This window comes from Streptomyces sp. SN-593, assembly GCF_016756395.1.
Taxonomy (GTDB): domain Bacteria; phylum Actinomycetota; class Actinomycetes; order Streptomycetales; family Streptomycetaceae; genus Actinacidiphila; species Actinacidiphila reveromycinica.
Window position 1 is genome coordinate 3,138,244 of sequence record NZ_AP018365.1, and the last position, 26,983, is coordinate 3,165,226.

The window sequence follows — 26,983 nt, forward strand, 5'->3', positions numbered from 1 at the left end:
GCGCCCCGGCCCGCCGCGCATCGTGCGACCCGGGCGCGCGGGCCCGCCGGGAGAAGCACGAAGGGGCCGGGCGGGGGTGCCCGTCCGGCCCCTTCGGGGGGTCCGCCGGCTGGCTAGCGCCGGCCGGTCCCGTCGAGCTGCTGCGTGCCGCTGCCCGAGGCGACCGCGTGGGCACCCTCGTCGGCGCCGCGGTCCGCGTGGCCGGGCCACCACGCGGCGTGCCCGATCAGCGCGGTGAGGCTCGGCGTGAAGAACATCGCCATCACGAACGCCGCGACCACGATGCCGAAGGCGATCGCGAAGCCCATCTCGGTGAGGAAGGAGTTGCCGGACAGCATCAGCGTGGCGAAGGTCGCCGCCAGGATGAACCCGGCGGAGGCGATCGTCGGACCGGCGTGCCGCAGCGCCTCCGCGGCGGCCTCCCGCGGGGAGCGGCCCTCACGGGCCTCCTCCCTGAGCCGGGCGATCATCAGGATGTTGTAGTCCGTGCCGATCGCCACCACGAACAGGTACATGATGATCGGCAGCATGAAGATCAGCCCGCTGCCGCGGCCGAAGATCAGCACGGTGGCGCCGAGCGTCGCCCCGAACCCGAGGGCCACCGAGGCGATCAGGTACCAGGGGGCCACCACGCTTCGCAGCAGCAGCCCCAGGATCACCATGATCAGGATCGCGGCCACCGGGAAGACCGTGCGGTAGTCGTGGTTCACGGCCGCGTTGATGTCCCGGTAGATCGAGGACGTGCCGCCGACCACCGCCTCGGTGCCGGGCGGGGCGTTGTCCTTCGCGGCGGTGCGGACGTCGCCGACCGTCGCGATCGCCTTGTCGCTCGCGCCGGAGTACTTCAGCGTCAGGTTGAACAGGGCCGTGGTGCGGTCCTTGTTCAGCCCGGTGCTCTGGTCGAAGGTCGCGGTGGCGACCCCGTCGACCTTCGCCAGCTTGTCCTTGTACGCGTCGAAGTCCACGCCGGTCAGCGGCTTGCCGTCGCTGCTGGTGAGGAAGACCGAGGTCGGGTCGGCAGCGCCGGCGGAGTACGCCTTCTGCATGCTGTCCTGGACGACCATCGACTCCTTGGTCTTGGGGATGGACCCGGAGGCGAGGTCGTAGTCGGCCTTGTAGCCGAGGGTGCCCAGCGCCAGCAGCAGCATCACCAGACCGGAGACGACGGCCACCAGTCCGGACCTGCTGCCGACCGTCCGGCCGATGGCGGTGAACCGGGTGCCCGACGGCTCCTGGTTCCACTTCTTGCCCGGCCAGAACAGCGCCCTCGGCGGGATGAGCGAGCAGATCGCCGGGAAGAGGGTGAGACCCGCGATCAGCGTGACCGCGACCAGGATGGCCAGGGCCGGGCCCAACTGGGTGAGGAAGCCCAGGGTGGACAGGGCCAGCGCCAGGAACGAGATGATCACCGCGCCGGCCGCCGAGGCGATCGCCTCACCGACCCTGGTGACGCTGTTGATCATCGCTTCCTTGGGCTCGTCGCCCAGCCGCAGCCGTTCTCGGTAGCGGAACATCAGGAACAGGAAGTAGTCCGTGCCGACGCCGAGCACCACCACGATCAGCAGCGCGGAGATCGAGCTGTTGGCCTGGAGGCCGAAGAGCTTGGTGGCGTAGGCGATCAGGCCGTTGGACGTGGTGAAGACCAGGCCCATCAGGATCACCAGCGGCATGATCGCGACCAGCGGGGACCGGAAGATGATCAGCAGCGTGATGATGATGATCAGCAGCGAGCCGACCAGCGCGACGGCGTCGGAGGTGTTGCCCGCGTCCTGCTGGTCGAGGTTCTGCGCGGCCGAGCCGCCGACCTGGACCTTCAGGTCGGTGCCCTTGGCGAGGTCCTTGGAGTCCGTGCGCAGCGCCTTGGCCGCGTCGGCCTGCTTCGGCTGCCCGTCGGACTTCTTGTCCATCTGGACGTAGGCGGTCGAGAACTTCTGGTCCTTGGACTCGCTGCCCGCGACGACCTTCTGGACCTGGTCGATGTGCTTGCCGCCCAGGGCCGTGGTGATCCTGCTGATGTCGGCCTTGTCGGCCGCGGTCAGCGGGGCGTTGTCGTTCCGCTGGTAGAGGACGATCGCCGCCGGCGTGAACGCCGACGGGAACGCCTTCTCCTGGAGGTCCATCGCCTTGATCGACTGGTAACTGCTGGGCAGGAAGCTGCTCTCGTCACTGTTGGACGGCAGGCTCGGGGCGGTGGCGACGATCGCGACGGCTGCGACGAGCCAGGCCACGATCGTCCATACGGGATGGCGGACGACGGCGCGTCCGATGCGGTGGAACATGCGGTGCTGCCTCCATGGCAGGACGTATCACCGCCACCCTTTGGAGCGGTACCCGGGTATCGGCGACCCGGTCGGCGCGGTACGCCGGCCGGAGATTTTCATATGGGCGGGTTGTGACCCAGATCCTACTTGCCGCCCGGCAAGGGGCAAACCGCCACCCCGACGGGGCCACTGCCCGTCACGGCCGCGACGGACGGCCGAGCCCCGTATGAGTACCCCGTTCAGATCGGCGGGAGCAACCGCTTTTGCGGCTTGCCCATGGCGTTGCGCGGCAGTTCGCCGAGGAACGCGACGCGCCGGGGGCGCTTGTGCACGGAGAGCCGGGTGGCGACGAAGTCGGTGAGTTCGGTGGCGCTCACCCCGTCGGCGACCACGTAGGCGACGATCTCCTGTCCCAGGTCGGCGTGCGGCGCGCCGACCACCGCCGCCTCGCGCACCGCCGGATGGGCGAGCAGCGCGTTCTCCACCTCGCCCGCGCCGATCCGGTAGCCGCCGGACTTGATCAGGTCGGTGGAGGCCCGCCCGACGATCCGGTGCGAGCCGTCCGGGTCGATCGCCGCGATGTCGCCGGTACGGAACCAGCCGTCCTCGGTGTAGGAGGCCGCGGTCGCCTCCGGGCGGCCGAGGTAGCCGTCGAAGAGGGTCGGGCCGGTGAGCTGGAGTTCGCCGATGCCGTCGGCGGACTCGGCGATCCTGGTGGTGATCCCCGGCAGCGCGGTGCCGACCGCGCCCGGGCGGCGCGGCCCGTCCGCCCGCGCCGAGACGGTGATCAGCGACTCCGTCATGCCGTAGCGCTCCACCGGCTCGTGCCCGGTCAGTTCGGCCAGACCGGTGAAGACCGGCACCGGGAGCGGCGCGCTCCCGGAGACCAGCAGCCGCGCGCCGGACAGCGCGCGGGCGGCCTCGCCGTCGCGCACCACCCGGTGCCACACGGTCGGGACGCCGAAGTAGAGGCTGCCGCCGGCCGCCGCGTACGCCGCCGGGGTCGGGCGCCCGGTGTGCACCAGGCGGCTGCCGACCCGCAGCGCGCCGAGCACGCCCAGCACCAGGCCGTGCACGTGGAACAGCGGCAGTCCGTGCACCAGGGTGTCGTCCGCGGTCCACTGCCAGGCCCGCGCCAGCGCGTCCAGGTCCGCGGCGATCGCCTCCCGGGAGATCATGACGCCCTTGGGCGGGCCGGTGGTCCCCGAGGTGTAGAGCACCAGTGCCGGGCGCTTCCCACCGCCGCCCGGCTCCCCCGCGCCGTCCGCCCGCCCTCCGTCCGCCCGACCCGCCCGCGCGCCGTCCGCCCGCGCCCCGTCCACCCGATCCGACCGCGCCCCGTCGGCCGCCGGGCTGAAGTCCGCGCGCTCCGCGAAGTCCACCGCGACCACCTCCGCGCCGGAGTCCCGCAGCACGTGCGCCCGTTCGTCCGGCCCGGCGTCCGGCGCGAGCGGCACCACCGGCACCCCGGCCAGCAGCCCGCCCACCACGGCCGCGACGGTCTCCAGCGTCGCGCCGGCCTCCACCGCGAACGCGTCCCGCCCGGACACCCGCCGGGCGACCGCCCCCGCGGCGCCGAGCAGTTCCTCGTAGCTGCACGCCCGGCCGTCGACCCGCAGCGCGTCCGGGCGGTCCGGCCCGTCGTGCAAGGCGGTGAGCAGCGGCACCGATGCCATGGGAATCCTCCTACTGGACGGTCCGACCCCCGGGAAAACCGGGGGTTAGCCCCAGTGTCGCCCACGTGTCCGGCCTCCTACGGTTGCCCTCATGGACGCCCGCGACCCGGAACTCAAGAAGGAACTCGCCGCCACCCTGGAGGCGCGCAGGACGCTCGGTGAGGAGTACGAGTCGGAGTTGGTCGACTCGTTCATGGACAAGGTGGCCGCGCGCGTGGACAGCCGCGTCGAGCAGCGGGTGCGCCGCGAACTGGCCCAGCAGCAGACCTCGTCCGCGCGCGCGGACCGCCGCCCGATCGGGCCGCCCCGGACCAACCCCCGCTTCGCCCGCTACGGCTTCGCGGGGTTCACGATGATCGCCGCGATCCCGCTGTCCGCGATCGGCGCGGTCAACGCCGGCACCACCGGCCTGCTGATCACCTGGGCCGGCATCGTGGCGGTCAACCTGGCCCAGGGCGTGGGCAGCCTCTTCTCCAGGGACCACCCCGAACAGGACACGGACTGGTCCTGAGGCTCTTCCCCGCCTGATTCCCCGCCTGATCCCCGCCCCAAAAGAAAGAAAGGGCGAGGACCGCCGCACCCCCGGGGCATCGCAGCCCGGGGGGCGGGACGACGGCGGTCCTCGCCGGGACGCGTGCCGGGTCAGGACCGGGCCTGCGCGTCCAGGGTCACCATGGAGTCCGGGAGCCGCTCCGGAAGCCTTGGCGCCACTTGGGTGCCGGCGCGGCCGGCTGGGCCGCCCGCGCTTTCGACGTGACCCAATCTGCCGGACCCGTGTTAACCGCGTGCTGCGCCGACGTGTCGCGGGCGTACCAGTTCCCGGAATCCGCCCCCGGCCTGCTCGGGCACGGCCGTGACCTGCTGGGGCGACGCCCTACTACCTGCTCGGGCGGCGGTGCGGCCCGCTCAGGCCGCGCCGTGGCCCGCGAGGAAGCCCAGCAGGTCCTGCCGGCTGACCACGTTGGTCGGCTTCCCCTCCACCAGCACGACCGCCGCGTCCGCGTTCTCCAGCACCGCCATCAGGTCGGCGACCGGCTCGCCGGAGCCGACCTGCGGCAGCGGCGGGCACAGGTGCCGCTCCAGCGGGTCGTCCAGGTTGGCGCGCTTGGTGAACAGCGCGTCCAGCAGCTCGCGCTCGACCACCGAGCCGATCACCTCGGCCGCCATGACGTCGGGGTGCCCGGCGCCGGGCTTGACCACGGGCATCTGCGAGACCCCGTACTCGCGCAGCACCTCGATCGCCTGGCCGACGGTCTCGTCCGGGTGCATGTGCACCAGGTTGGGCAGGCCGCCGTCCTTGTGCGCCAGCACGTCGACGACGCGCGGCTCGCCCTCGTTCTCGTCCAGGAAGCCGTGCGAGCCCATCCACTCGTCGCTGAAGATCTTCGACAGGTAGCCGCGGCCGCTGTCGGGCAGCAGCACCACGACCACGTCGTCCTTGCCGAGCCCGGAGGCGACCTCCAGGGCGGCGACGACCGCCATCCCGCAGGAGCCGCCGACCAGCAGGCCCTCCTCGCGGGCGAGCCGGCGGGTCATCTGGAACGAGTCCTTGTCGGAGACGGCCACGATCCCGTCGGCCACGTCGCGGTCGTAGGCGGTCGGCCAGAAGTCCTCGCCCACGCCCTCGACCAGGTACGGGCGCCCGGAGCCGCCGCTGTAGACGGAGCCCTCGGGGTCGGCGCCGATCACCTTCACCCGGCCCTCGCTGACGTCCTTGAGGTAGCGGCCGGTGCCGGAGATGGTGCCGCCGGTGCCGACGCCGGCCACGAAGTGGGTGATCCGGCCTTCGGTCTGCTTCCACAACTCGGGGCCGGTGGAGTGGTAGTGCGACAGCGGGTTGTTGGGGTTGCTGTACTGGTCCGGCTTCCAGGCGTTGGGCGTCTCGCGCACCAGGCGGTCGGACACGTTGTAGTACGAGTCGGGGTGGCTGGGGTCCACCGCCGTCGGGCAGACCACGACCTCGGCGCCGTAGGCGCGCAGGACGTTGATCTTGTCCGCCGAGACCTTGTCGGGGCAGACGAAGATGCAGTGGTAGCCCTTGCGCTGGGCGACCATCGCCAGGCCGACTCCGGTGTTGCCGGAGGTGGGCTCCACGATGGTTCCGCCGGGACGCAGTTGGCCGCTCTCCTCCGCGGCTTCGATCATCCGCAGGGCGATCCGGTCCTTGACCGAGCCTCCGGGGTTGAAGTACTCGACCTTCGCGAGGACGGTCGCTTCGATCCCCGCGGTCACGCTGTTGAGCCTCACCAGCGGGGTGTTGCCGACGAGGCTGATCATCGAGTCGTGAAACTGCACCGTGTGTCTCCGGGTTCTCCGTGATGGTGGCACCACATTAGGGCCTTTCGTTCGGATCTCCGTGGGTGAAGGAGCGGGTCCGGTGCGGGCAGCTGCAAGGCGGAGGAGGGAGTCGACGCGGAGCGTCCGCGACCGACGACAACGTGGCAGGTGCGCGTGCCGGGCGACGCGACGCCGCGGAGGTCCGAACGAAAGGCCCTGAGGGCCTGCCGGACGATGCGGTCGGCGTGCGGGTGGGTAGAGGTGTCTCGCGGCGGCTCGCGGGACGGGGCCGGCGCGGAGTGCGGCGGCCGTGGTGGGCGGCGGGCCGGCGCGCGGTCCCCGGCGTGTGGCGGGGGGTGCGCGTGTGCACGGTGACGCATGGTGGTGTCCGGAGAGTCCAGGGAGGTGGCCGGCTCGATGTCCAGGGCGAGGGTGGCACGGCGGATCGCGACCGCGGCGGCGTTCGGCGGCGGGGGGATCAGCCTGCTGGGCGGGGCCGCGGTCGGGCTGCTGCTGACGGAGGCGCGGTTGGCCAAGCGGGTGGTGGGCGGGTCGGGCGACGTACCGCCGCGGGCGGACGGGCGCTACGGCTCCGCGTTCGCGCACCGCACGGACGAGGCACCGCTGCGGTTGGGCTTCCTGGGTGATTCCACCGCCGCCGGCCAAGGTGTGCGGCGGGCCCGGGAGACCCCCGGGGCACTGCTCGCCTCGGGGCTCGCGGCGGTGGCCGAACGGCCCGTGAAGCTGGTGAACGTGGCGCTGTCCGGCGCGAAGTCCGACGACCTGGACCGGCAGGTGTCGCTGCTGCTGAACCCCGCGCTGCCGCCGCCCGACGTCGCGGTGCTGATGATCGGCGCCAACGACGTCACCCGCCGGATGCCGCTGGCCGCCTCGGTACGGCTGCTGTCCGACGCGGTGCGGCGGCTGCGGGCCGCCGGCTGCGAGGTGGTGGTCGGCACCTGCCCGGACCTGGGGTCGGTGGAGCCGGTCTACCAGCCGCTGCGCTGGCTGGCCCGGCGGGCGAGCCGCCAGCTCGCGGCGGCGCAGACCATCGCGGTGGTGGACCTGGGCGGCCGGACGGTCTCGCTCGGCGACCTGCTGGGCCCGGAGTTCGAGGCGCGGCCGCGCGAGCTGTTCGGGCCGGACAACTTCCATCCCTCCGCCGAGGGTTACGCGACGGCGGCGATGGCACTGCTGCCCACGCTGTGCGCCTCGCTCGGGCTGTGGCCGGAAGCCGACGAGCAGCCGGACGCGCGGCGCGGCGAGGGCTTCCTGCCGGTCGCCCAAGCGGCGGCCGAGGCGGCGGCGGAGGGCGGTACGGAGGTGACGGCCGCCCATGCGGTGTCCTCGGGCCCGCGCGGCCGGTGGGCGCTGCTGAAGCGGCGCCGGCGGCACCCGGTGGAGCAGGAGCACCCGCAGGAGGACAGCGGTGCCGCGGCCGGCGCGGCGGAGGGAGCGGCCGGGCGCGGCGCGTGAGGAGGCGTACGGCCGCGGCGCGTGAGCAGGTGTACGGCCGCGGCGTCCGTACCCGGAAGCGGCGGCCGGACCCGGAAGCAGCGGCCGTACGCGCTCACTTGAGACACCGATCTTCGCTGGTGAGCGCGCCGGAGGGGGTCACCGGACCCCTCGGATCACGGCCCTCCGAATTCCTTTGTGAAACTCTTCACATGAAGTTCCGGCCCGGCGGGTCAACTTTCCGGGACACCGGGCTCTGAATCCCCTTGAATCCATGGGCCATCCGTGTTTCCAGGGCGTTGCGGAGCGGGAAGGAAGAAGGGGCGGGCCGCCGATCGACGCTGTTCAGCGCCGTGTATAACGACTGGTGGCCGGCCCGGGCGGGCCGTGGCCGCGCCTCCGGCGCCCGTGAGGTCGCGCAGTATAGCAGAGGGTGTCCAGACCCTTGTGAAGGGGCTCACGAGGTACACCCCCCGACGTGCTGGATACTCGAAGCATGAGCACCACGGAGCGTCCACGGATCCTCGTAGTAGGCGGCGGTTACGTCGGCCTGTACGCGGCGCGCCGCATCATGAAGAAGATGCGGTACGGCGAGGCGACCGTCACGGTCGTCGACCCGCGCTCGTACATGACGTACCAGCCCTTCCTTCCCGAAACCGCAGCGGGCAGCATCTCCCCGCGGCACGTCGTCGTCCCGCTGCGGCGCGTGCTGCCCGGGGTCGAGGTGCTCACCGGTCGGGTCGCCACCATCGACCAGGACCGCAAGGTCGCCTCGGTCGAGCCGCTGGTCGGCGAGTCGTACGAGCTGCCCTTCGACTACCTCGTGATCGCGCTCGGCGCGGTCTCCCGCACCTTCCCCATCCCGGGTCTGGCCGAGAACGGCATCGGGATGAAGGGCGTGGAGGAGGCGATCGGCCTGCGCAACCACGTGCTGGAGCAGCTCGACAAGGCCGACTCCACCACCGACGAGGAGATCCGCCGCAAGGCACTCACCTTCGTCTTCGTGGGCGGCGGCTTCGCCGGCGCGGAGACCATCGGCGAGGTCGAGGACATGGCCCGCGACGCGGCCAGGTACTACCCGAACGTGAAGCGCGAGGACATGCGCTTCATCCTCGTGGACGCCGCGGACAAGATCCTCCCCGAGGTCGGCCCGCAGCTCGGCAAGTGGGGCCTGGAGCACCTCCAGGAGCGCGGCATCGAGGTCTACCTCGGCACCTCCATGAAGTCCTGCGTCGACAAGCACGTGGTGCTCGCCAACGGGCTCGAGGTCGACGCCTCCACCATCGTGTGGACCGCCGGTGTGAAGCCGAACCCGGCGCTGACGAAGTTCGGCCTCCCGCTGGGCCCGCGCGGCCACGTGGACACCGCGCCGACCCTCCAGGTGCAGGGCACCGACTACATCTGGGCCGCGGGCGACAACGCCCAGGTGCCCGACCTGGCCGGCGGCGAGGGCGCCTGGTGCCCGCCGAACGCCCAGCACGCGCTGCGCCAGGCCAAGGTGCTCGGCGACAACGTGGTCTCCGGGATGCGCGGCTTCCCGCAGCAGGACTACAAGCACGCCAACAAGGGCGCGGTCGCGGGCCTGGGCCTGCACAAGGGCGTCGCGATGATCGTGGTCGGCAAGACCAAGATCAAGCTCAAGGGCCGGCTGGCCTGGTACATGCACCGCGGCTACCACGGCCTCGCCGTGCCGACCTGGAACCGCAAGATCCGGGTCTTCGCCGACTGGACGCTCGGCATGTTCCTCAAGCGCGAGGTCGTCTCCCTCGGCGCCATCGAGAACCCCCGCGAGGAGTTCTACGAGGCCGCGCGCCCGATCCCCGCGCCGGTCGCCGCCGAGAAGCGCACCGAGGGCACCGCCTCCAAGGGTGCCGCGGGCGCGGAGAAGGTCGCCTCCTAGCAGGGCTCGGCAGGAGCAGCAGCGCGTTGACGAAGGGCGCCCGCCATCCGTGGTGCGGGCGCCCTTCGCCGTGCCCGGGTCCGCGCCCGGGTTCGTGCCCGGGTTCGTGCCCGGGTCCACGCCCGGATCTGCGCCCGGGGCGACGCCGCCCCGTCGCCGGACCGCCGCTCGGCCGCCGCTCGGCCGCCGCTCGGCCGCCCCTCGCCGGAGTGCCGCTCGACTGCCTCCGAACTGCCGCACGACTGCCGCCGGAACTGCCGCCCCCGCCCTTCCGGATGACGGCCCGGCAGGCGCCCGGGGCCCCACCCCGTCGGTGACGACACTCCAGGTCGGGGGGCATTCCACCCCTTCCGGCCCAACTGCGTGTATCCGCAACGTAGATTTCCGCGTCAGGCGCCTCAAGTGCGATTTTCAGTCGTACGCTCGGATCCATGGCTGACGCGGCTCATCGCATCTTCGACATCGCCGAACGCGTTCTCCCCGGTCCGTTCCCCCTGCGCGTGCGCGCGTGGGACGGGAGCGAGGCCGGACCGGCCGGCGCGCCCGCACTCGTCTTCAGGAAGCGCCGGGCGCTGCGCCGGCTGCTGTGGCGGCCCGGCGAACTCGGCCTGGCCAGAGCGTGGGTGGCCGGCGACCTCGACGTGGACGGCGACCTGTACACCGCGCTCGACACGCTCTCCGGCCTGGTCTGGGAGCGCGGCGAGCCCGACCCGGCGGCCGGCCGCGCGCAGGGAGTGCGCCAGGTCGCCGCCGCCCTGCGGGACCCGGAGACCTACCGGCTGCTGCGCGGCGTGCTGTCGCTGGCCGGCGCCGGACTGCCGCCGTCGGCGCCCGTGGAGGAGGTGCGCCGCCGTACCGGCATCGCGCACACCAAGCGGCGCGACAAGGAGGCGATCGCCCACCACTACGACGTGGGCAACGCCTTCTACGAGATCGTGCTCGGGCCGTCCATGGTGTACTCCTGCGCGCTGTGGGCCGATGCCGGTCTCGCCCCCGGGTCCGGCGCCGCCACCTCCGAGGCGCGCGCGGCCGCCGCCTCCTCGGTGGCCGGCGCCTGCGCGGCGGGCACCGAGCCGGTCGGCGCCGCCGCGATCACCCTGGAGCAGGCGCAGTACGCCAAGCTCGACCTGGTCTGCCGCAAGTTGGGCCTGCGCGAGGGGCAGCGGCTGCTGGACGTCGGCTGCGGCTGGGGCTCCATGGTGCTGCACGCCGCCCGGCACTACGGCGTACGGGCCACCGGGATCACCCTGTCCGTGGAGCAGGCCGCCTTCGCCCGCAAGCGGATCGCGGAGGCCGGGCTCGCCGATCGCGTCGAGATCCGGGTGCAGGACTACCGCGACGTCAAGGACGGCCCCTACGACGCGATCTCGTCGATCGGGATGGCCGAGCACGTGGGCAGCACCCGCTACCTGGAGTACGCGCAGACGCTCTACGCCCTGCTCAAGCCGGGCGGCCGGCTGCTGAACCACCAGATCGCCCGCCGCCCGCTGCGCAGCGAGGAGGAGTACCGGATCGACGAGTTCATCGACCGCTACGTCTTCCCCGACGGCGAACTCTCCCCCGTGGGCACCACGGTGGGCCGGCTGGAGGAGGCCGGCTTCGAGGTGCGCGACGTCGAGGCGCTGCGCGAGCACTACGGGCGCACCCTGCGCACCTGGGTGGCGAACCTCGAAGCGCACTGGAAGGAGGCGGTCGCCGCGACCAGCGCCGGCCGGGCCCGGGTGTGGCGGCTCTACATGGCCGCGTCCGCGCTCTCCTTCGAGCGCAACAGGATCGGCGTCAACCAGGTGATGGCGGTGCGCACCGACCCGGGCGGCCGGGCCGGGCTGCCCGCCACCCGTTCGGCGTGGATCTCCTGACGCGTTCCCCGGCGCGGTGAGGCGCCCCGCGTCGTCCCGACGCCCTCCGCGGCCGGGCCGGGTCACCCCCGGGCCGGTTGCGGAGAGCGATTTCACGTCACTTGTGCGTGAGGGCTGTTGCTGGTGTGAGGCCGCCTGTGGTGCGGCGGGACCCCGGGCGGCGCCCTGACCACACGTCAGTAACCCCTAAAATAAGACAACATGGCTACTTAGACGCCCTGTTCACGTCTCCGAACCCGGATACGCTTTTGTCTGCGCCCCGCCGGCCCGGATGGTGGAACGCAGACACGGCGAGCTTAAACCTCGCTGCCCTTTGAGGGCGTGCCGGTTCAAGTCCGGCTCCGGGCACCACCTCTCGCTGGCCCCCTCACCAGCGAGAACGGCCGGACCCGGGCGTGACCGCTCGTGTCGTGGCGCCCTGCGGTGCCCCGACCTCACCGCCGCCCGTGCGCGCGGCGCGGCCCCCTCACCTCCGACGACCGGCGCCGGACTCCTCGTGGACCGTTACCGGCTCCCGCCGGCCCGCGGCTCAGGGCTGGACGGAGGCGCGCAGCCGTCCCGCGGAGGCCACCGTCGCGGCGGCCTCGCGTTCGCTCAGGCCGGTGTGGACGGCGGCCGTCACCAGGGCCGGCGCCAGGGCGTCGCCCAGCCCCGCGTCGTAGGCACGGCAAGCGGCCCAGAACAGGCGGCCGTTGCGCTCGCCCTCCCGGGAGTCCAGCACGAAGCGGACGAGCCCCGCGGCGCGTTTCTCGGCCGGGTGGCGGGGAGCGGCGGGGGCCGGTGCGGACGCCTCGGGGTCGGGCTGCTGCGGCGGGGCGGCCAGCAGGAGGAGCGCGGGCGGCGCCGGCGCCAGGGGGTGCTGGGCGGTGCCGGGCTCCAGCAGGTAGTGGCCGGCGACGGTGCGCGAGCCGGGACCGACCACGTAGCCGCCGGCGCCGCGGACGTCGATGCCCGGGGCGAGCCGGCCGGCGGAGTTGGGCACCGGGCCGGGCGCGGTCAGCCACAGGTGGCGGCCGCCGCTGGGGGTGAGCACGGTGACGGTCCGCGGGAGCGCGAAGGAGTGCCGCTCGGCGAGGTCGCGCAGCGCGGTCAGGCCGTCCGCGCCGTGCTTGACGTCGAGGTCGAGGCCGATCAGGTGGTGGGGCGCCCGGCCGCACGCGATGCCGTATCCCGTCGCCCAGGGTGCGAGGGCGAACAGGGCGCGTATGCGGTCGGGGTCGGTGGTCGCGTCGTGCACGCCGTGGCCCGGGCGGCCGCACGCGCCGCGGCAGTCGCCGGCGCGGGGCTCGTCGCGGTGCGGGGAGCGGACGGCGGGGAGTTTGGTGCGGGACAGCGGGAAGACCGGCAGCCCGCGCCGGGCGGTCAGCAGCGCCGTGTGCAGGGCGCGGACGTGGTCGGGGCGTGGCATGGCCTGCTCCCTGATGCTCGAACGCGTGTTCGTATCCACTCCTCAGTGATACCGCGCCCGGCCGCCGGCGTCCACCTCATACCGGCAGGTGTCGGCAGGTGGCGCGCCCCGCCGCGGCGGGCGGGGGCGGGCGGAGCGGGGCCGCGGCCCACGGCGGGCGCGGGTGCCGCCACCCCGGTGCCGCGGCGCGCCGGGCGGGTAATACGGTCGGCACCGGCGGCATCGTCGGCGCGCACCGGCCGGAGGACCGTCCGGGGCACCGCACGGGCCGCGCCAGGGGGGCGCGACCCGGCGTGCGGTCCCCGGAGCCGGCCGGTGCGGGGCCCGCGCGGGAGCGAGGGGTGGGGCGGATGGACGAACAGCACACGCACGGCGCGAACCCGTACCGGGAGGGCGGCGAGGAGCGGCTCGCGGCCGAGGGCGAGGTGGCACTGGCCCGGCTGGTCATGGCCGGGGGCGACCTGGCCCACGCCGCGGACCACCTGGGCAGCGCGTTCGCCGCCGACCCGCGGCTGCCCGACGCGCACGAGGCGCTCACCGAACTGGCCCGGCACGCGGGCGGACCGGCCGCGGCCGCGGAACTCTTCCCGGCGGACCGCGCGTTCGTCGGCGCGGCGGTCTGCCGGGCGCACCTGCTGGCCGCCTGCGGGGAGTGGGGCGAGGCGGTGCTGCTGATCGCGAAGGCGATCCGGGCCCGCCACGACCGCCCCTGGGCGCACGTCGCCTGGCTCACCCAGGACGCGCTGCCCGGGCGGCTGCCGGCCGAGCTGATGACGCGGGCGCTGGCGCACATGGTCACCGCGCTGCCCGATCCGCTGCCGGCGGCGGGCCGGGAGGCGGTCCGGCCGTTCCACGACCTGGTCACCTCCGTGGTCGAACTCCACCCCGACGACACGCGGTTGGCGGCGATCGGCTCGGCGCTCGCCCGCCGGACCGGGAACACCGGCCAGGCGGTCCGCTGGGCCGAGCGGGCGCACCGGCTCCAGCCCGACCACATCCCCAGCATCATGCTCGGCTACGCGCTGCGGGCGGCCGGACGGGCCGACGACGCGCTGCGGGTGTGGCGGGAGGAGGTCGAACGGGACGCCTCCGACGTGTCCTTGATGGTCGACATCGCCGAGCTGTACGCCTCCACCGGGCGCGCCGCGCAGGGCCTGCCGTGGGCCGAACGGGCCGCCGCGGCGGCCCCGGACGACCCGCAGGCCGGTCCGGCGGTGTTCGGGGTGCGCCACGCCGCCGACGGCGACCCCGGCCACCTGCTCGCACTCGCCGACCACCTGCGCGCGCACCCCGACCACTCCTACGCGGCGACCGTGCTGGCCCGGCACAGCGAGTGGCAGCCGTGGCTGGGCGCGGTCGCCGATGCGACCGAGGGCACCGTCGACCTGCTGCACCGGATGCTGGGCGCCCCGGACGCGGACGCCACCCGCTTCGCGCGGGTACGGCTGCTCTCGTCGGCGGTCGAGCCGCCCAGCGCGGTGCTGGCCTTCCTGATGGCCTTCCCGAACGGCCGGGTGTCGGCGCGCGCCGCGGGAGATCCGGACCCGCGCGAGCCGGTCGGCGCGGTCGGCCGCACCCTGTGGGCGTACGACGGGTTGACGGCCCGTCCGGCCGTGCCCGCGCCGTCCGCCGGCGCCGCCCGGCTGGTACGGGACACCGCGGCCGCGACCTGGCCGCACATCCCGGCCGCCTACGACCACGGGGTGCGGCTGTCCGGCCTCCCGTTGGCGGACCTGCTCGGCGTGATGGTCCATCCGCCGGAGCCGCCCGACGACGAGCAGGGCCGCCATCTGCGGGCGCACCGGCCCGAGTTGTGGGTGCGCGCGGTGCAGGTCCTCGCCTGCCTCGGGCTCGCCCACCACCGCGCCGACGAGCCGTGGCCGCGGTCGGTGCGCCGCTCGGTGCTGCTGGACCTGCTCGGCGGCCCGGAGGACTGGCTCGCCGAGGCGGCCGCCTTCGCCATGGTGGCCACCGCCTGGGTCGATCCCGCGGTGCGCGAGGACGTCGGGCTGCGGGTGACCGAGCGGATGCTCGCGGCGGCCAAGGCGCACCGCACCCGCGAGGTCGGCGTGCTCGGTTCGCTGTGCCGCCTGGTGCTGCTGTGCCCCTGGCTGGACCCGACCTACACGGACCTGGCCCACGACCTGCTGGCCGCGATCGGGCCCGGTGGCGACCCGCCGGCCCGGCGCGGGGCGGGCGGCGCGGCCGGGCCCGGGACCGCGGGCGGGAAGGCGGGCGGGACCGCGGGCACAGCGACCGGCATGAGCACGGCAATCGGCGCGGGCACGGGAGGCGTCGCACGTACGGGAGACGTCGCGGTGCCCCTCGCGGGTGAGGCGAAGCCCGCGGCGCCCGGCACGGGCCGCCGGTCCGGCCGCTGGGCCTTCCTCCGGCGCCGCCGCCGCTGACCGCGCGCCCCGCGTCGCCGACCGGCCCGCGGCGCGTCCACCGCGCACGCCGGGGGGACCACCGCGCACACCGGAGGGGCCACCCCGGCGCGCCCGCCGGCACCGCCGTGCGGCCCCCCGGCCCTCCGCTTAGCCTGGGGGAAGCCGCCGCGCGCGGCGCCGGAGGACCGTGATGAAGAGCAGCAACCCCGTGCTGACCGGCCGCGGCTTCACCGAGGGCGGCGCGGCCGCCGCGCGGCCGCGGGACCTGACGGCGGACCAGTTGGAGGCGGCGTACGCCCGCCCGTCCGCCGGATCCGCGCGCACCGGCCGGATGACGATCGGTGACGTCGTCTCCCGCACCTCCGCGACGCTGGGCGTGGTGGTGGCCGGCGTGCTGCTCGGCTGGTTCGCGCTGCCCGAGCGGTACGGCCTGGCGGTCGGCGCCGCGGTCGTCGCCTTCGTGCTCGCGATGGTGCAGGCTTTCCGGCGGACCCCCTCGCCCGCGCTGGTCCTCGGCTACGCCCTCTTCGAAGGCGTCTTCCTGGGCGTTCTCAGCCGCACCTACAACGAGGAGTGGCAGGGCGCGCCGGTGCAGGCGGTGCTCGGCACCGCGGCCGTCTTCTGCGGGATGCTCCTGGCGTACCGGACCCGGCTGATCCGTGTCACCACGCGCTACCGCAGGATCGGGCTGGCGGTCTGCGTCGCCTTCCTGATCGCGATTGTGGTGAACCTGGTCTTCTCGGCCTTCGGCGGCGGCGACACGCTGGGCATCCGCACCGGGGGGCTGGGCATCGCCTTCTGCGTGCTGGGCATCCTGCTCGGCGCCTTCTTCCTCTCCCTGGACTTCCAGCAGGTCGAGGAGGGGGTCCGCGACGGGGTGCCCCAACAGCACGCCTGGCTGGCGGCGTTCGGGCTGACCTTGTCCCTGGTGTGGATCTACCTCGAACTGCTGCGCCTGGTCGCGCTGCTGCGCGACTGACGCCGAAGTGCCGACGAACGGCCCTAGACGAGGTTGCGCCGGGCCCGCCGCAGGTCGAACTCGTGGACGAGGGCCTTCGCGTGGCCGTAGGAGAGGGAGTGCTCGGCGCGCAGCCAGCTCACCCGTTCGTCGAAGCGGAGGAGGGAGGGGCCCTCGGCGAGGTCGTGCAGCCACTCGCTGACCTCGCGGCCGGTGCAGTGCGGGATTCGGTCGAGCAGGTTCCGGTGGGTTTCGTCGGAGAAGTGCGTCGGGTACATAGCGCCTCCGGTATGCGTTCCGGTCACCCCACCGTGCCCGAGAGGTGGTGGGTTGGCAACCGTCCGGAGTGGGGGGATCTCGTGACGGTGGCGCTCTCCCGGTCGGGGCCGGCCGCGCGGGTAGGGTCGCGGTCATGTCCGATCGCACCGCGCTGCACACCGCCGTCGACCGTCTCGCCGGGCGGCTGAGGTCGCTGCCGCAACGCCGGCTCCAGGGCGGGGCCGCCGCGCAGGCACTGGAGTTGGCCCGCTGGCTGTCCGCTCAGGCCGAGGAGCTGGAGTTCCCGGGCCGCGCGCCGCACACCATGCCGAACGACGGGCTGTTCGTCGTGGGCGACCAACTCGCCGTCGCCGGACACGACCTGGCGGTGGCGCTCGACTCCGCCGAGCCCGGGCGGGCCGCCGCGGTGGCGGCGAGCGCGCTGGAGCGGGTGGCGTCGGCGGCGAGGAGCATCGGCTGACGCCGGCTCGGGGGGACGCGGCCGCCCGCCGTCACAGGGACGCGACGACGCGGTCCGCGAGGACGTACACGGCCTCGTCGCCGCAGGCGAAGGTGAGGGCATAGGCGCCGGCTATCGCGGAGCCGCCGCGCAGCACCGGGGTGTCGCCGCGGTCGAGGGCCTCGCACAGCTTGAGCGCGGTCTCGCGGTGCCCCGGGGTCATGCACAGCGTGGTGCCGTCGGCGAAGACGTAGACGTCGAGGGTGCCGAGCGGGCCGGGGCGGACGTCCGCGAGCGGGATCCGGCCGTCGGCGAGGTCGGAGAGGCGGTCCGCGGTCTGGTCCGGGGAGGCGACGACCGGGGAGGGCGTGAAGTCCGGGCCCGAGGGGTGCGGGATCGCGCCGGGCGCCGGACGCGCGGCCTCGGGCGCCTCCGGGGCCTCGGGGTCGGCGGCGGCGTCGAGGGCCGCCTCGAAGGCGACGGGCTCCGGGCCGCCGGGTTCGATCCCGGCGAAGTCGGACTGCCGGGGCAGGTAGGGCCGCAGCGGCGTGACCTCGTGGTCGCGGTGGCCGGCGGGGTCGGCGCCGGCGCCCGGCAGGCCGCCGGAGGAACCGTGCGGGCCGCGCGGCAGGCCGGCGTCGGCGGCGCTCTCGCGGGCCTCCTGCTCGGCCCAGAAGGCGCGCGCCTCGGCCAGTTCGCGCTCGCGCTCGTCGGCGAGCGCCTCGGCGACGGCGGCACGGACGTCTAGGGCGCTGTCCCGGGGCGCGGGCAGGCTCAGGCCGGCCAGATCACGGCGCAGCGCGGTCAGTTCGCGGCGCGTGCCGCGGGCGGTGAACAGGGCTGCGGCGCCCGTGGCCGCGGCGAGACCCGCGGCGACCAGCAGGACGGTGAAGTTCACACTCACGGAGCTACTCCCGACTGACGCGACCCGAGCAATGCCCACCAGGACGGTGGGCGAAACTTCCCCCCCACTCACTTTGCCGGTAAACCCCTGGCCCTCGCAGTGCGGAACGTCATGGATTGGTCGGTTCTGCTCCCTTGCCCCGCTCGGCTGCACCGCCCGTGACCTGCCCAAACGCGAGCGCCCCCGGGAAAATCACGTCCCGGGGGCAATTTGGTTGCGACTTATGTCACACTCCGTACCCAAAGAAGCCGCTTCGTCGCACAACGTCACGCATCGCAGGTCGGCGCCGGTGCGGGCGCTGCGGCACCGTCCGGCTCAGCTCAGGCGCTCGAGCACCATCGCCATGCCCTGGCCGCCGCCGACGCACATCGTCTCCAGCCCGAACTGCTTGTCGTGGAACTGGAGGCTGTTGAGCAGCGTGCCGGTGATGCGGGCGCCGGTCATGCCGAAGGGGTGGCCGACCGCGATCGCGCCGCCGTTCACGTTCAACCGGTCGAGGTCGACGCCCAGGTCCCGGTAGGAGGGGATGACCTGCGCGGCGAACGCCTCGTTGATCTCCACCAGGTCGATGTCGCCGATGGACATGCCCGCCCGCCGCAGCGCCTGCCTGGACGCCTCCACCGGGCCGTACCCCATGATCTCCGGGGACAGCGCGGAGACGCCGGTGGAGACCACCCGGGCCAGCGGGGTGACGCCCAGTTCGCGCGCCTTGGTGTCGGACATGACGACCAGGGCGGCGGCGCCGTCGTTGAGCGGGCAGCAGTTCCCGGCGGTGACGGTGCCGTCGGGGCGGAAGACGGGCTTCAGGCCCGCCACGCCCTCCATGGTGACCCCCGCACGGGGCCCGTCGTCCGTGGCGACCACGCTGCCGTCCGGGAGCGTCACAGGGGTGATCTCGCGCTCCCAGAACCCGTTCGCGAGGGCCTGCTCGGCGAGGTTCTGCGAGCGCACCCCGAACTCGTCCTGCTCCTGGCGGCTGATGCCCTTCAGCGACGCGAGGTTCTCGGCGGTCTGCCCCATCGCGATGTACGCGTCCGGGACCGCGCCGTCCTCCCGCGGGTCGTGCCACCCTCCCCCCTGGTCCGCCGAGGCCGGTCCCGTGCCCTCCTCGGCGCGCTTCTGGGTCCGCGCCCGCGCCTCGTCGAAGAGCGGGTTCATCGTGTCCGGCAGGCTGTCGGAACTGCCCTTGGCGAACCGCGAGACCATCTCCACGCCCGCCGACACGAACACGTCGCCCTCACCGGCCCGGATGGCGTGCAGCGCCATCCGCGTGGTCTGGAGCGAGGAGGAGCAGTAACGGGTGACCGTGCAGCCCGGCAGGTGGTCCATGCCCAGGCGCACCGCCACGATGCGGGCCATGTTGAAGCCCTGCTCGCCGCCGGGCAGGCCGCAGCCGAGCATCAGGTCCTCGATGTCGCGCGGGTCGAGCTGGGGCACCTTCTCCAGCGCGGTCCGGATGATGGTGGCGGCCAGGTCGTCCGGGCGCAGTTCCTTGAGCGAGCCCTTGACGGCACGCCCGATGGGCGAACGGGCGGCTGAGACGATGACGGCTTCGGGCATCGCGACACTCCTCTTCGAGGCGGCGGGGCTGCCGGCCGGGGCCTTCGCCGGCGCCGGCCGGCACGGCACGGGCCCGTCCCCGGACCCCCTGGGAAGTTACCCGGACGTAGCGGAGCGCGTCACCAGCCGCCCGCTGTGACGCGGGATACTTTCTGAGCGCTTGCTTACCCCCTTGACGCCAGGCCCGTACCCGTTTCCCGCCGGGCTCAACCCGCGGCGGCGAAGGCGATGCCGTCGAGGATGTCGTGCTCGCTGACCACGACCTCCTTCGCCGCGGTGCGCTCCATGATCCGCAGCAGGATCAGCGCGCCGGAGGCGATCACGTCGACCCGGCCCTCGTGCAGCGACGGGATCGCGGCGCGCTCGGCGTGGGTGGCGGCCAGCAGCCGGGCGGTGACCTCGCGGACCTGCTCCAGGCCGACCCGGGAGTGGTGGATCCGGGCCGGGTCGTAGGCCGGCAGGTCCTGGGCGATCGCGGACACCGAGGTCACCGAGCCGGCCAGGCCCACCAGGGTGCGGGCCCGCTCCAGCGGCACGGCGGCGGCCGCCTGGTCGAGCGCGGCGTCGATGTCGGCGGTGATCGCCGCGACCCGCTCGGAGGTCGGCGGGTCCACCACGGCGCCGTCCACCGTCAGGTGCCGCTCGGTCATCCGCACGCAGCCCAGGTCCACCGACCGGGCGGCGGTCACCTCGCGGTCGCCGAGCACGAACTCGGTGGAGCCGCCCCCGATGTCCACCACCAGGTAGGGCGCGTCCATCCCCTCGGCGCCGGCCAGTTCGCGGGTGGCGCCGGTGAAGGAGAACTCCGCCTCCTGATCCCCCGAGATCACCTCGGGGCGCACCCCGAGGATCGAGACGACCCCGGCCACGAACGCGTCGCGGTTCTCCGCGTCCCGCGACGCGGACGTGGCCACGAACCGGACCCGCTCCGGCGGCACCCCGTGCCCGGCGATCACCTCGGCGTACTCCCGGCAGGCGGCGAAGGTGCGCTCCAGCGCCTCCGGGGCGAGCCGGCCGGTGCGGTCCACGCCCTGCCCGAGCCGGACGATCCGCATCCGCCGGTCCAGGTCGGCCAGGCTCCCCGTGGCCGGATCGACGTCGGCGACCAGCAGCCTGATCGAGTTCGTGCCGCAGTCCACCGCGGCCACGCGTACGGTCACTTCGCGGTCCCCTCTCCCGTGCACGGGCCCTTGGCCCACCACTCCGGCAGCAGCGCCAGCGTCTCGTCGCCGAGCGGGTTGACCCCCGGTCCGGCGGCCAGCGAGTGCGCCGCGAGTACGTGCAGGCACTTGACCCGGTCGGGCATGCCGCCCGCGCTGGGGAAGTTCGGCAGCACCTCGATCGCGTCGCGGCGCGCGAGGTAGTCCTCGTGGGCGGCCCGGTAGCCGGCGGCCAGTTCCTCGTCCTCGGCCAGCCGGGCGGTCATCCGCTTCATCACGCCGTCCGCCTCCAGGGTGCCGATCGCGGAGGCCGCGCGCGGGCAGGTGAGGTAGTACGTCGTCGGGAAGGGGCTGCCGTCCTCCAGCCGGGGCGCCGTCTCCACGACGTCCGGGTTGCCGCAGGGACAGCGGTGCGCGACGGCGCGCAGCCCGCGCGGCTCGCGGCCGAGCTGTGCGCGGACGGCGTCGACGTCGGCCTCGGTGGGCGGGGTGTGTTCCGGGGTGGTGTCCATGAACCGTTCTGCTTCGCGGAGTGCGGGAGTCGGGCCGGGCGGCGGGGTGGAGCGGACGGTGCGGAAGTGCGGGCGGTACGGGGTCAGTGCCGGGGGGCGGCGGCCGCGTCGGCCTGGTCGACGCCGTCCCACATGTTGTCGTACCACGGCCGGTGCGCGGCGGCCTCGTCGGTGGCGCGGCGCTCGGCGGCGGGGTCGGAGTCGGCCGGGGCGCCGCCCGCGACCGAGTAGCCGGTCTCGCCGGGCAGCACGAAGTGCAGGTGCGCGCGGGCCTGGGTGCGGACGTAGTCCGGGTCCTGCCAGCGGGCCTTCTCCTCGCGCAGTTGCTCGACCTTCTGCTTCGCCTGCTCGGCGGCGCGGCGCTGGTCGGCGATGTCGGAGCGCTGGGCGATGTACTGCCTGGTCGGGTAGGCCAGGGCCACCACCAGCGCGCACAGCACCAGCGCCAGCAGCGCCGCGCGCCCGGTGAGCTTGTTGCGCCGCACCGGGCGGCGGGCCGCGGCGCGGTAGACGCGGGCCTGCGCCTCCTGGCCGATGGCCTTCAGCCGGGCCGCGGTGGTGAAGCGGTCAGAGAAGCGGTCCGACCCCACGCCGTGACTCCCCTCGCCGTCCTGCGGACGGTCAGATGCGTACGTCCCCGCCCCACGGTACGTGACCGGGTGCGGGGACGTCCGCAGGCTGACGGAGCGTCAGCCCCCGCGGTGCCGGCGGCCGCCCGCCGCCGGTCAGCCCTTGAAGCGCGGGAAGGCGCTGCGGCCGGCGTAGACCGCGGCGTCGTCCAGGATCTCCTCGATGCGCAGCAGCTGGTTGTACTTCGCCACGCGCTCGGAGCGGGCCGGGGCGCCGGTCTTGATCTGGCCGCAGTTGGTGGCGACGGCGAGGTCGGCGATGGTGACGTCCTCGGTCTCGCCGGAGCGGTGCGACATCATGCACTTGTAGCCGTTGCGCTGGGCCAGCTCGACCGCGTCCAGCGTCTCGGTCAGCGAGCCGATCTGGTTCACCTTCACCAGCAGCGCGTTGGCCGTGTCGTGGTCGATGCCCTTCTGCAGGCGCTCGGGGTTGGTGACGAACAGGTCGTCGCCGACGATCTGCACCTTCGCGCCGAGCCGGTCGGTGAGCACCTTCCAGCCGTCCCAGTCGTCCTCGAACAGCGGGTCCTCGATGGAGACCAGCGGGTAGGAGGCGACCAGGTCCTCGTAGTACTCGGTCATCTCGGCGGCCGACTTCTCGCCGCCCTCGAACTGGTACTTGCCGTCCTTGTAGAACTCGGACGCCGCGACGTCGAGCGCCAGCGCGACGTCCTGGCCGGGCGCGTAGCCGGCCTGCTTGATGGCCTCGACGATGAGGTCCAGCGCCTCGCGGTTGGAGCCGAGGTTCGGCGCGAAGCCGCCCTCGTCGCCGAGTCCGGTGGACAGGCCGCGGGACTTCAGCACGCCCTTGAGGGTGTGGTAGACCTCGGCACCCCAGCGGACGGCCTCCGAGAAGGACTCGGCGCCGATCGGGGCGATCATGAACTCCTGGATGTCGACGTTGGAGTCCGCGTGCGAGCCGCCGTTGAGGATGTTCATCATCGGGACCGGCAGCACGTGCGCGTTCGGGCCGCCGAGGTAGCGGAAGAGCGGCAGGTCGGACGCCTCGGAGGCGGCGTGCGCGACGGCCAGCGAGACGCCGAGGATGGCGTTGGCGCCCAGCGAGGACTTGTCCGGGGTGGCGTCCAGGTCGAGCATCGCCTGGTCGATGAGGCGCTGCTCGGTCGCGTCGTACCCGACCAGCTCGGGGCCGATCTGGTCGCTGACGGACAGGACCGCCTTGCGCACGCCCTTGCCCTGGTAGCGGTCGCTCTCGCCGTCGCGCAGTTCGAGGGCCTCGAAGGCGCCGGTGGAGGCGCCGGACGGGACCGCGGCGCGGCCGGTGCTGCCGTCGTCGAGGCCGACCTCGACCTCGACGGTGGGGTTGCCTCGCGAGTCGAGGATTTCCCGGGCTACGACGACGTCGATCGACGGCACGTTGTCTCCTTCTGAGATGTCTTCTCGTCTTTATCAGGACGAGCCTAACCGGCTTCGGCGCCCGGATCGGCCCTGGGCCCGGCCCCTGGGACGAGCGGCGCCCGCGCCGTCACCGGAACGCCCCGGCCGGGCGCGCGCTTGCGCTGCGCGCGCCCGGCCGGGGCGGTGGGACCTTCACCGAGGTGTCGCCCGGTGTTCAGCTCAGGTGCAGGTGCTGGCCCGGGTAGATCAGGTTCGCGTCCTTGACGATGTCGTCGTTGAGCGAGAACAGCTTGCGCCAGCCGCCGGCCACGTGGTGCGCGGTCGCGATCTTGGCGAGGCTGTCGCCCTTGACCACGGTGTACTCGCCGTCGCCCTTGGGGATGCTGGTCGGCACGGCCTGCCGGGTGGTGCTGCGGCTGCTGTGCGTGGTGCCGGTGTGCGTGGTGGTCGGCGTCGACTTCGGGGTGGTCGCCGCCGGGGTGGACGACGTGCTCGACGACGAGGACGAGGACGACGAGGAGGCCGAGCCGGACGGGTTGATGTCCGGGGACGGGCCGCCGGCGGTCAGGCCGCCGGCGGACGCGCAGGACCACGCGCCCGGGCCCTGCATGGCGAGCAGCTTCTCGGCGACCGCGATCTGCTGGTCCTTGGTGGCGAGGTCGGCGCGCGGCGCGTACTGGAGGCCGCCCGCACCCTCCCAGCTCGACTGCGAGAACTGCAGGCCGCCGTAGTAGCCGTTGCCGGTGTTGATGGACCAGTCGCCGCCGGACTCGCACTGGGCGACCTTGTCCCAGGTGGCGACGGAGGCGGCGGAGGCGGACGTGCTGGCGATCAGCGGGACGGTGATCGCGGTGCCGGCGACTCCGGCGAGCGTGGCGATGCGGACAAACCTCTTCGAGGCACGACGGTGCTTACCCATGTTGATATCAGCCCTCACCGACGCCTACGAGGTGAGCTGTCGGGTTCGGACGTGAGTTGCCCGGCCGTGCCGCGTCAGGCGGCGCATCGGCTTCACCCCGAGCCGGATCGTGGTGCCGCTGCGGCCGCGACGGTTGCTGTCCGTTGCCGCGGGCCTGCGGCCGATCCGGCGGAAGACCTTGGGTCCCCCGCTCCTGCCTGCGGCGCTTTCGCGTCGACTGTTCCCGTCGGGCGGCGGCAGGACTCGGCGTTCCGCTCCGGACGGGGCCCGCTGTGGCGAGCGATAAGACGGTAAGCACACCGCACGGGGTTCTTCAAACATTCCGGCGGCGGGCGCCAACTGCGCCCCCGCACTCGGCGGGTGGGCAACGGCGCAGGTCGGGAGGGTGGCATTCGCGAGTTGACGGGCAAACGGCCCGACAAGAGCGCGAGACGCTTGTCACATCGGCGGTGGCGGCCGGGAGTTGATACGTCCGGTTTGTCTTCCGGCCGCCACGCGCCCCCGGTTCACGTCAGGTTAAGGATCTGTCCCGGTTTGATGAGGTTGGGGTCGTCGCCGATCAGGTCGCGGTTGGCCTCGTAGAGCTGGTGCCAGCCGCCGGCGACGTGCTGGGCCGCGGCGATCCCGGAGAGCGATTCGCCGGAGCCGACCCGGTAACCGTCGGTGGCGGACGTGCCCGACGCGGGCCGCCCGGTGGACGGCGTGGCGTGCCCGCCCTGCCCCGCGTCCCCGCCCGCGCCGCCGGCGGTCGAGAGGATCTCGGTCCTGGTGGCCCGGTCCTTCGCCGCCAGCTCCTCGTCGGTCGGGTCGTACGGCTTGCCGTGCCGGCCCGAGCCGGTGGTGGGGGCGCCGGGGTCCGACGGGGTGCCCGTGGCGGGCGTGCCGGAGCCGTCGGGCGCGGTCGGCGACGTGGTGGGCGCCCCGGAGCCGGTCGGCGCGTCCGTGCCGCCCGTGGTCGGGGTGTCCGTGGTGGACGTACCCGTGGTGGGTGTGCCGGAGCCGTCGGGCGCGGTCGGCGACGTGGTGGGCGTCCCGGAGTCGGTCGGCGCGGTGGTCGCGCCGGCGCTGGGCTGGATGCCGGTGGGGCCCGAGGGGTCGGGCGCCGGGGTGGTACTCGGGTCGACGTCCGGGGTCGAGGTGTCGATGAGCAGCCCGGTGGTGATCTCGCAGCCGGGCCACGCGTTGGGGCCCAGGTCGGCGAGGACCTTCTCCGCCACGGAGATCTGCTGGTCCCGGGTGGCGAGGTCGGGGCGCTTCGCGTACGCGTCGCCGCCGTACTGGTCCCAGGTCTTCTGGGTGATCGCCAGGCCGCCGAAGAAGCCGTTGTCGGTGTTCGCGCTCCACACGCCGTTGGACTCGCACTGGGCGACCTTGTCCCAGGTGCTCGCGCTGGCCGCCTGGGCGGAACCGGCGCTGATCAGCGGAAGCGCGATGCCGACGCCTGTCGCGGCGGCGGTAGCCACGGTCACCACAGCCGCCGGGGCCTGCCGGGGGCGTCGGTGCCGGCCGTTACCGGACGAGAGCATGCGGTCGCCTTTCGTTCAAGCCGTAGGCCGTTCCGTGCACCCGGCCGCGCCTCGTGCCGGCGGCCGCGCCGTGAACGTCCTTGCGTTGACCGCAGAACGTAGCGGCCTTGGCCAGTGCGTCACAAGTCGATGTAGCGATCATCACGTCGGGATCACGGTGCTGACGGCACGTCAGCTTGCGGGTGGTGCCACGGCGGTGAACTCCACCGGCAGGGTGCGCAGTCCACGCATGATCAGGCCGCCGCGCCAGCGCAGTTCGGCGGGCTCCACCGCCAGCCGCAGGTCAGGCAGCCGGGTGAGCAGAGCGGCGAGCGCGGTGCGAGCCTCCAGCCGCGCCAGCGGCGCGCCCAGGCAGTAATGGATGCCGTGGCCGTAGCCGAGGTGGGGGTTGTCCCGGCGGCCGAGGTCGGGGGTGTCCGGCGCGGTGAACCTGGCCGGGTCGCGGTCGGCCGCGGCGAGCACCACCAGCACCGGGTCGCCCGCCGCGACGGCCCGGCCGCCGATCTCCAGCGGCTCGGTGGCGTACCGCCAGGTGGCCATCTCGACCGGGCCGTCGTAGCGCAGCAGTTCCTCGACGGCGGAGCCGAGCAGCGTGTCGTCGCCCGCGGCCAGTGCCTCCTGGAGGGCGGCGCGCTGCGCGGGGTGGGCGAGCAGGGTGTGCACACCGTTGCCGATCAGGTTGACGGTCGTCTCGAAGCCGGCGAACAGCAGGATGAAGGCCATCGCGGCGGCCTCGTTCTCCGTCAGGTGCTCGCCGTGGTCGCCGGCGCGGATCAGCGCCGAGATCAGGTCGTCGCCGAGGTCGCCGCGCTTGCGGTGGATCAGCTCCACGAGGTACGCCCGCATCCGCTTCACCGCCCGGGCCACCCCGCCGCGGGGGCCGCCGCCCTGACCGGGCGCCGCGTGACGCACCATCATCCCGGCCCAGTCCCGGAAGTCGTCCTGGTCCTCCCGCGGCACACCGAGCAGGTCGCAGATGGCGTAGATGGGCAGCGGGAAGGCGAACTCGTGGATGAGGTCCGCCTCCCCCCGGCCGGCGAAGGCGTCGATGAAGCCGTCCGTCAACTCGCGTACCCGCGGCTCGAACAGCGCGACCGTACGCGGGGTGAACGCCTTGGACACCAGGCGGCGCAGCCGGGTGTGGTCGGGCGGGTCGATGTTGAGCAGGTGCGTCGTCAGCTCCGCGGTCCGCTCCCCCGGGATGCCGGTCTTCCCCTTCGCCCCGGACTCCCCCGCGTGGTGCACCGGGTTCTTGCTCAGCCGCGGGTCGGCCAGCGCCTGCCGCGCGTCGGCGTAACGGGTCACCAGCCACGCGTCGACCCCGCTCGGCAGCGTGGTCCAGCGCACCGGCGCGTGCTCGCGCAGCCAGGCGTACGCGGGATAGGGGTCGGTGGCGAACTCCCAGGAGAAGAGCTCCGGCGACGGCCGCGTCGTATCGGTCACCCTCCCGACGCTACCCGCCGGCCCCGCGCCCGGGGCACACCGGGCGGCCGAGCCCTCGGCACCCACGTC

21 protein-coding genes and 1 tRNA gene are annotated in these 26,983 nt (G+C 73.9%); 8 read left to right on the forward strand and 14 right to left on the reverse strand.

Annotated elements, in window-relative coordinates; genetic code table 11:
* Window positions 1-113 precede the first annotated feature (113 nt).
* Window positions 114-2,279 (reverse strand): MMPL family transporter, encoded by a 2,166-nt coding sequence (locus RVR_RS12905; protein ID WP_202233989.1) that lies wholly within the window; start codon window positions 2,277-2,279, stop codon window positions 114-116.
* A gap of 221 nt (window positions 2,280-2,500) precedes the next feature.
* Window positions 2,501-3,937 (reverse strand): acyl-CoA synthetase, encoded by a 1,437-nt coding sequence (locus tag RVR_RS12910; RefSeq protein WP_202233990.1) that lies wholly within the window; start codon window positions 3,935-3,937, stop codon window positions 2,501-2,503.
* Window positions 3,938-4,028: 91 nt separating this feature from the next.
* On the opposite strand from RVR_RS12910, the gene RVR_RS12915 reads away from it, so the two are divergent.
* Window positions 4,029-4,448, forward strand: coding sequence for a hypothetical protein (locus RVR_RS12915; protein ID WP_202233991.1), 420 nt, complete (start codon window positions 4,029-4,031; stop codon window positions 4,446-4,448).
* Window positions 4,449-4,843: 395 nt separating this feature from the next.
* On the opposite strand, the gene RVR_RS12920 is transcribed toward RVR_RS12915, so the two are convergent.
* Window positions 4,844-6,232 (reverse strand): cystathionine beta-synthase, encoded by a 1,389-nt coding sequence (locus tag RVR_RS12920; RefSeq protein ID WP_202233992.1) that lies wholly within the window; start codon window positions 6,230-6,232, stop codon window positions 4,844-4,846.
* Window positions 6,233-6,592: 360 nt separating this feature from the next.
* Here RVR_RS12920 and RVR_RS12925 point away from each other — a divergent pair, with 360 nt between their 5' ends.
* The 4 genes from RVR_RS12925 to RVR_RS12940 all read left to right on the forward strand — a co-directional run bounded on the left by RVR_RS12925 (window position 6,593) and on the right by RVR_RS12940 (window position 11,779).
* Window positions 6,593-7,690, forward strand: a complete 1,098-nt coding sequence (locus RVR_RS12925) for an SGNH/GDSL hydrolase family protein (protein ID WP_237404709.1) — start codon at window positions 6,593-6,595, stop codon at window positions 7,688-7,690.
* Between the two features lie 475 nt (window positions 7,691-8,165).
* Window positions 8,166-9,569 carry an NAD(P)/FAD-dependent oxidoreductase gene (locus tag RVR_RS12930; RefSeq protein WP_202233993.1) on the forward strand — a complete coding sequence of 468 codons (1,404 nt, stop codon included), beginning with the start codon at window positions 8,166-8,168 and terminating at the stop codon, window positions 9,567-9,569.
* A 431-nt stretch (window positions 9,570-10,000) separates the two neighbouring features.
* Window positions 10,001-11,428, forward strand: coding sequence for an SAM-dependent methyltransferase (locus RVR_RS12935; protein WP_202233994.1), 1,428 nt, complete (start codon window positions 10,001-10,003; stop codon window positions 11,426-11,428).
* 265 nt (window positions 11,429-11,693) lie between these two features.
* A tRNA-Leu gene (locus RVR_RS12940) sits at window positions 11,694-11,779 on the forward strand.
* A 178-nt stretch (window positions 11,780-11,957) separates the two neighbouring features.
* Here the strand turns inward: RVR_RS12940 and RVR_RS12945 are convergent.
* Window positions 11,958-12,836, reverse strand: coding sequence for a bifunctional DNA primase/polymerase (locus tag RVR_RS12945; RefSeq protein ID WP_202233995.1), 879 nt, complete (start codon window positions 12,834-12,836; stop codon window positions 11,958-11,960).
* A gap of 350 nt (window positions 12,837-13,186) precedes the next feature.
* On the opposite strand from RVR_RS12945, the gene RVR_RS12950 reads away from it, so the two are divergent.
* Both RVR_RS12950 and RVR_RS12955 read left to right on the forward strand, forming a co-directional pair.
* A complete protein-coding gene (locus RVR_RS12950; protein ID WP_202233996.1) occupies window positions 13,187-15,244 on the forward strand; it encodes a hypothetical protein in 2,058 nt (685 codons plus the stop codon).
* Between the two features lie 172 nt (window positions 15,245-15,416).
* Complete coding sequence (locus tag RVR_RS12955; protein ID WP_202233997.1) at window positions 15,417-16,205, forward strand: Bax inhibitor-1/YccA family protein; 789 nt, start codon at window positions 15,417-15,419, stop codon at window positions 16,203-16,205.
* Between the two features lie 23 nt (window positions 16,206-16,228).
* Here the strand turns inward: RVR_RS12955 and RVR_RS12960 are convergent, their stop codons facing one another.
* Window positions 16,229-16,462 (reverse strand): DUF4287 domain-containing protein, encoded by a 234-nt coding sequence (locus RVR_RS12960; protein ID WP_202233998.1) that lies wholly within the window; start codon window positions 16,460-16,462, stop codon window positions 16,229-16,231.
* A gap of 134 nt (window positions 16,463-16,596) precedes the next feature.
* Here RVR_RS12960 and RVR_RS12965 point away from each other — a divergent pair, with 134 nt between their 5' ends.
* Window positions 16,597-16,923, forward strand: coding sequence for a hypothetical protein (locus RVR_RS12965; RefSeq protein ID WP_202233999.1), 327 nt, complete (start codon window positions 16,597-16,599; stop codon window positions 16,921-16,923).
* 31 nt (window positions 16,924-16,954) lie between these two features.
* Here the strand turns inward: RVR_RS12965 and RVR_RS12970 are convergent, their stop codons facing one another.
* The 9 genes from RVR_RS12970 to RVR_RS13010 all read right to left on the reverse strand — a co-directional run bounded on the left by RVR_RS12970 (window position 16,955) and on the right by RVR_RS13010 (window position 26,914).
* Window positions 16,955-17,806 (reverse strand): hypothetical protein, encoded by an 852-nt coding sequence (locus RVR_RS12970; protein WP_202234000.1) that lies wholly within the window; start codon window positions 17,804-17,806, stop codon window positions 16,955-16,957.
* A 315-nt stretch (window positions 17,807-18,121) separates the two neighbouring features.
* Complete coding sequence (locus RVR_RS12975; RefSeq protein ID WP_202234001.1) at window positions 18,122-19,366, reverse strand: acetyl-CoA C-acetyltransferase; 1,245 nt, start codon at window positions 19,364-19,366, stop codon at window positions 18,122-18,124.
* A gap of 206 nt (window positions 19,367-19,572) precedes the next feature.
* Window positions 19,573-20,526: a Ppx/GppA phosphatase family protein gene (locus RVR_RS12980; RefSeq protein ID WP_237404710.1), complete on the reverse strand. Its 954-nt coding sequence runs from the start codon at window positions 20,524-20,526 to the stop codon at window positions 19,573-19,575.
* Window positions 20,523-21,038, reverse strand: a complete 516-nt coding sequence (locus RVR_RS12985; protein WP_237404711.1) for a DUF501 domain-containing protein — start codon at window positions 21,036-21,038, stop codon at window positions 20,523-20,525. The genes RVR_RS12980 and RVR_RS12985 overlap by 4 nt, the downstream gene beginning before the upstream one ends.
* Before the next feature lie 83 nt (window positions 21,039-21,121).
* Window positions 21,122-21,628, reverse strand: coding sequence for an FtsB family cell division protein (locus RVR_RS12990; protein ID WP_202234003.1), 507 nt, complete (start codon window positions 21,626-21,628; stop codon window positions 21,122-21,124).
* 135 nt (window positions 21,629-21,763) lie between these two features.
* Window positions 21,764-23,044, reverse strand: coding sequence for a phosphopyruvate hydratase (gene eno / locus RVR_RS12995; protein ID WP_202234004.1), 1,281 nt, complete (start codon window positions 23,042-23,044; stop codon window positions 21,764-21,766).
* A gap of 196 nt (window positions 23,045-23,240) precedes the next feature.
* Window positions 23,241-23,945 (reverse strand): LysM peptidoglycan-binding domain-containing protein, encoded by a 705-nt coding sequence (locus tag RVR_RS13000; protein WP_202234005.1) that lies wholly within the window; start codon window positions 23,943-23,945, stop codon window positions 23,241-23,243.
* 506 nt (window positions 23,946-24,451) lie between these two features.
* Window positions 24,452-25,408, reverse strand: coding sequence for a transglycosylase family protein (locus RVR_RS38590; RefSeq protein WP_272933075.1), 957 nt, complete (start codon window positions 25,406-25,408; stop codon window positions 24,452-24,454).
* 234 nt (window positions 25,409-25,642) lie between these two features.
* The gene (locus RVR_RS13010) at window positions 25,643-26,914 is read right to left on the reverse strand and encodes a cytochrome P450 family protein (RefSeq protein WP_237404712.1); all 1,272 of its coding nucleotides are present in this window, start codon (window positions 26,912-26,914) and stop codon (window positions 25,643-25,645) included.
* Window positions 26,915-26,983: the final 69 nt, after the last annotated feature.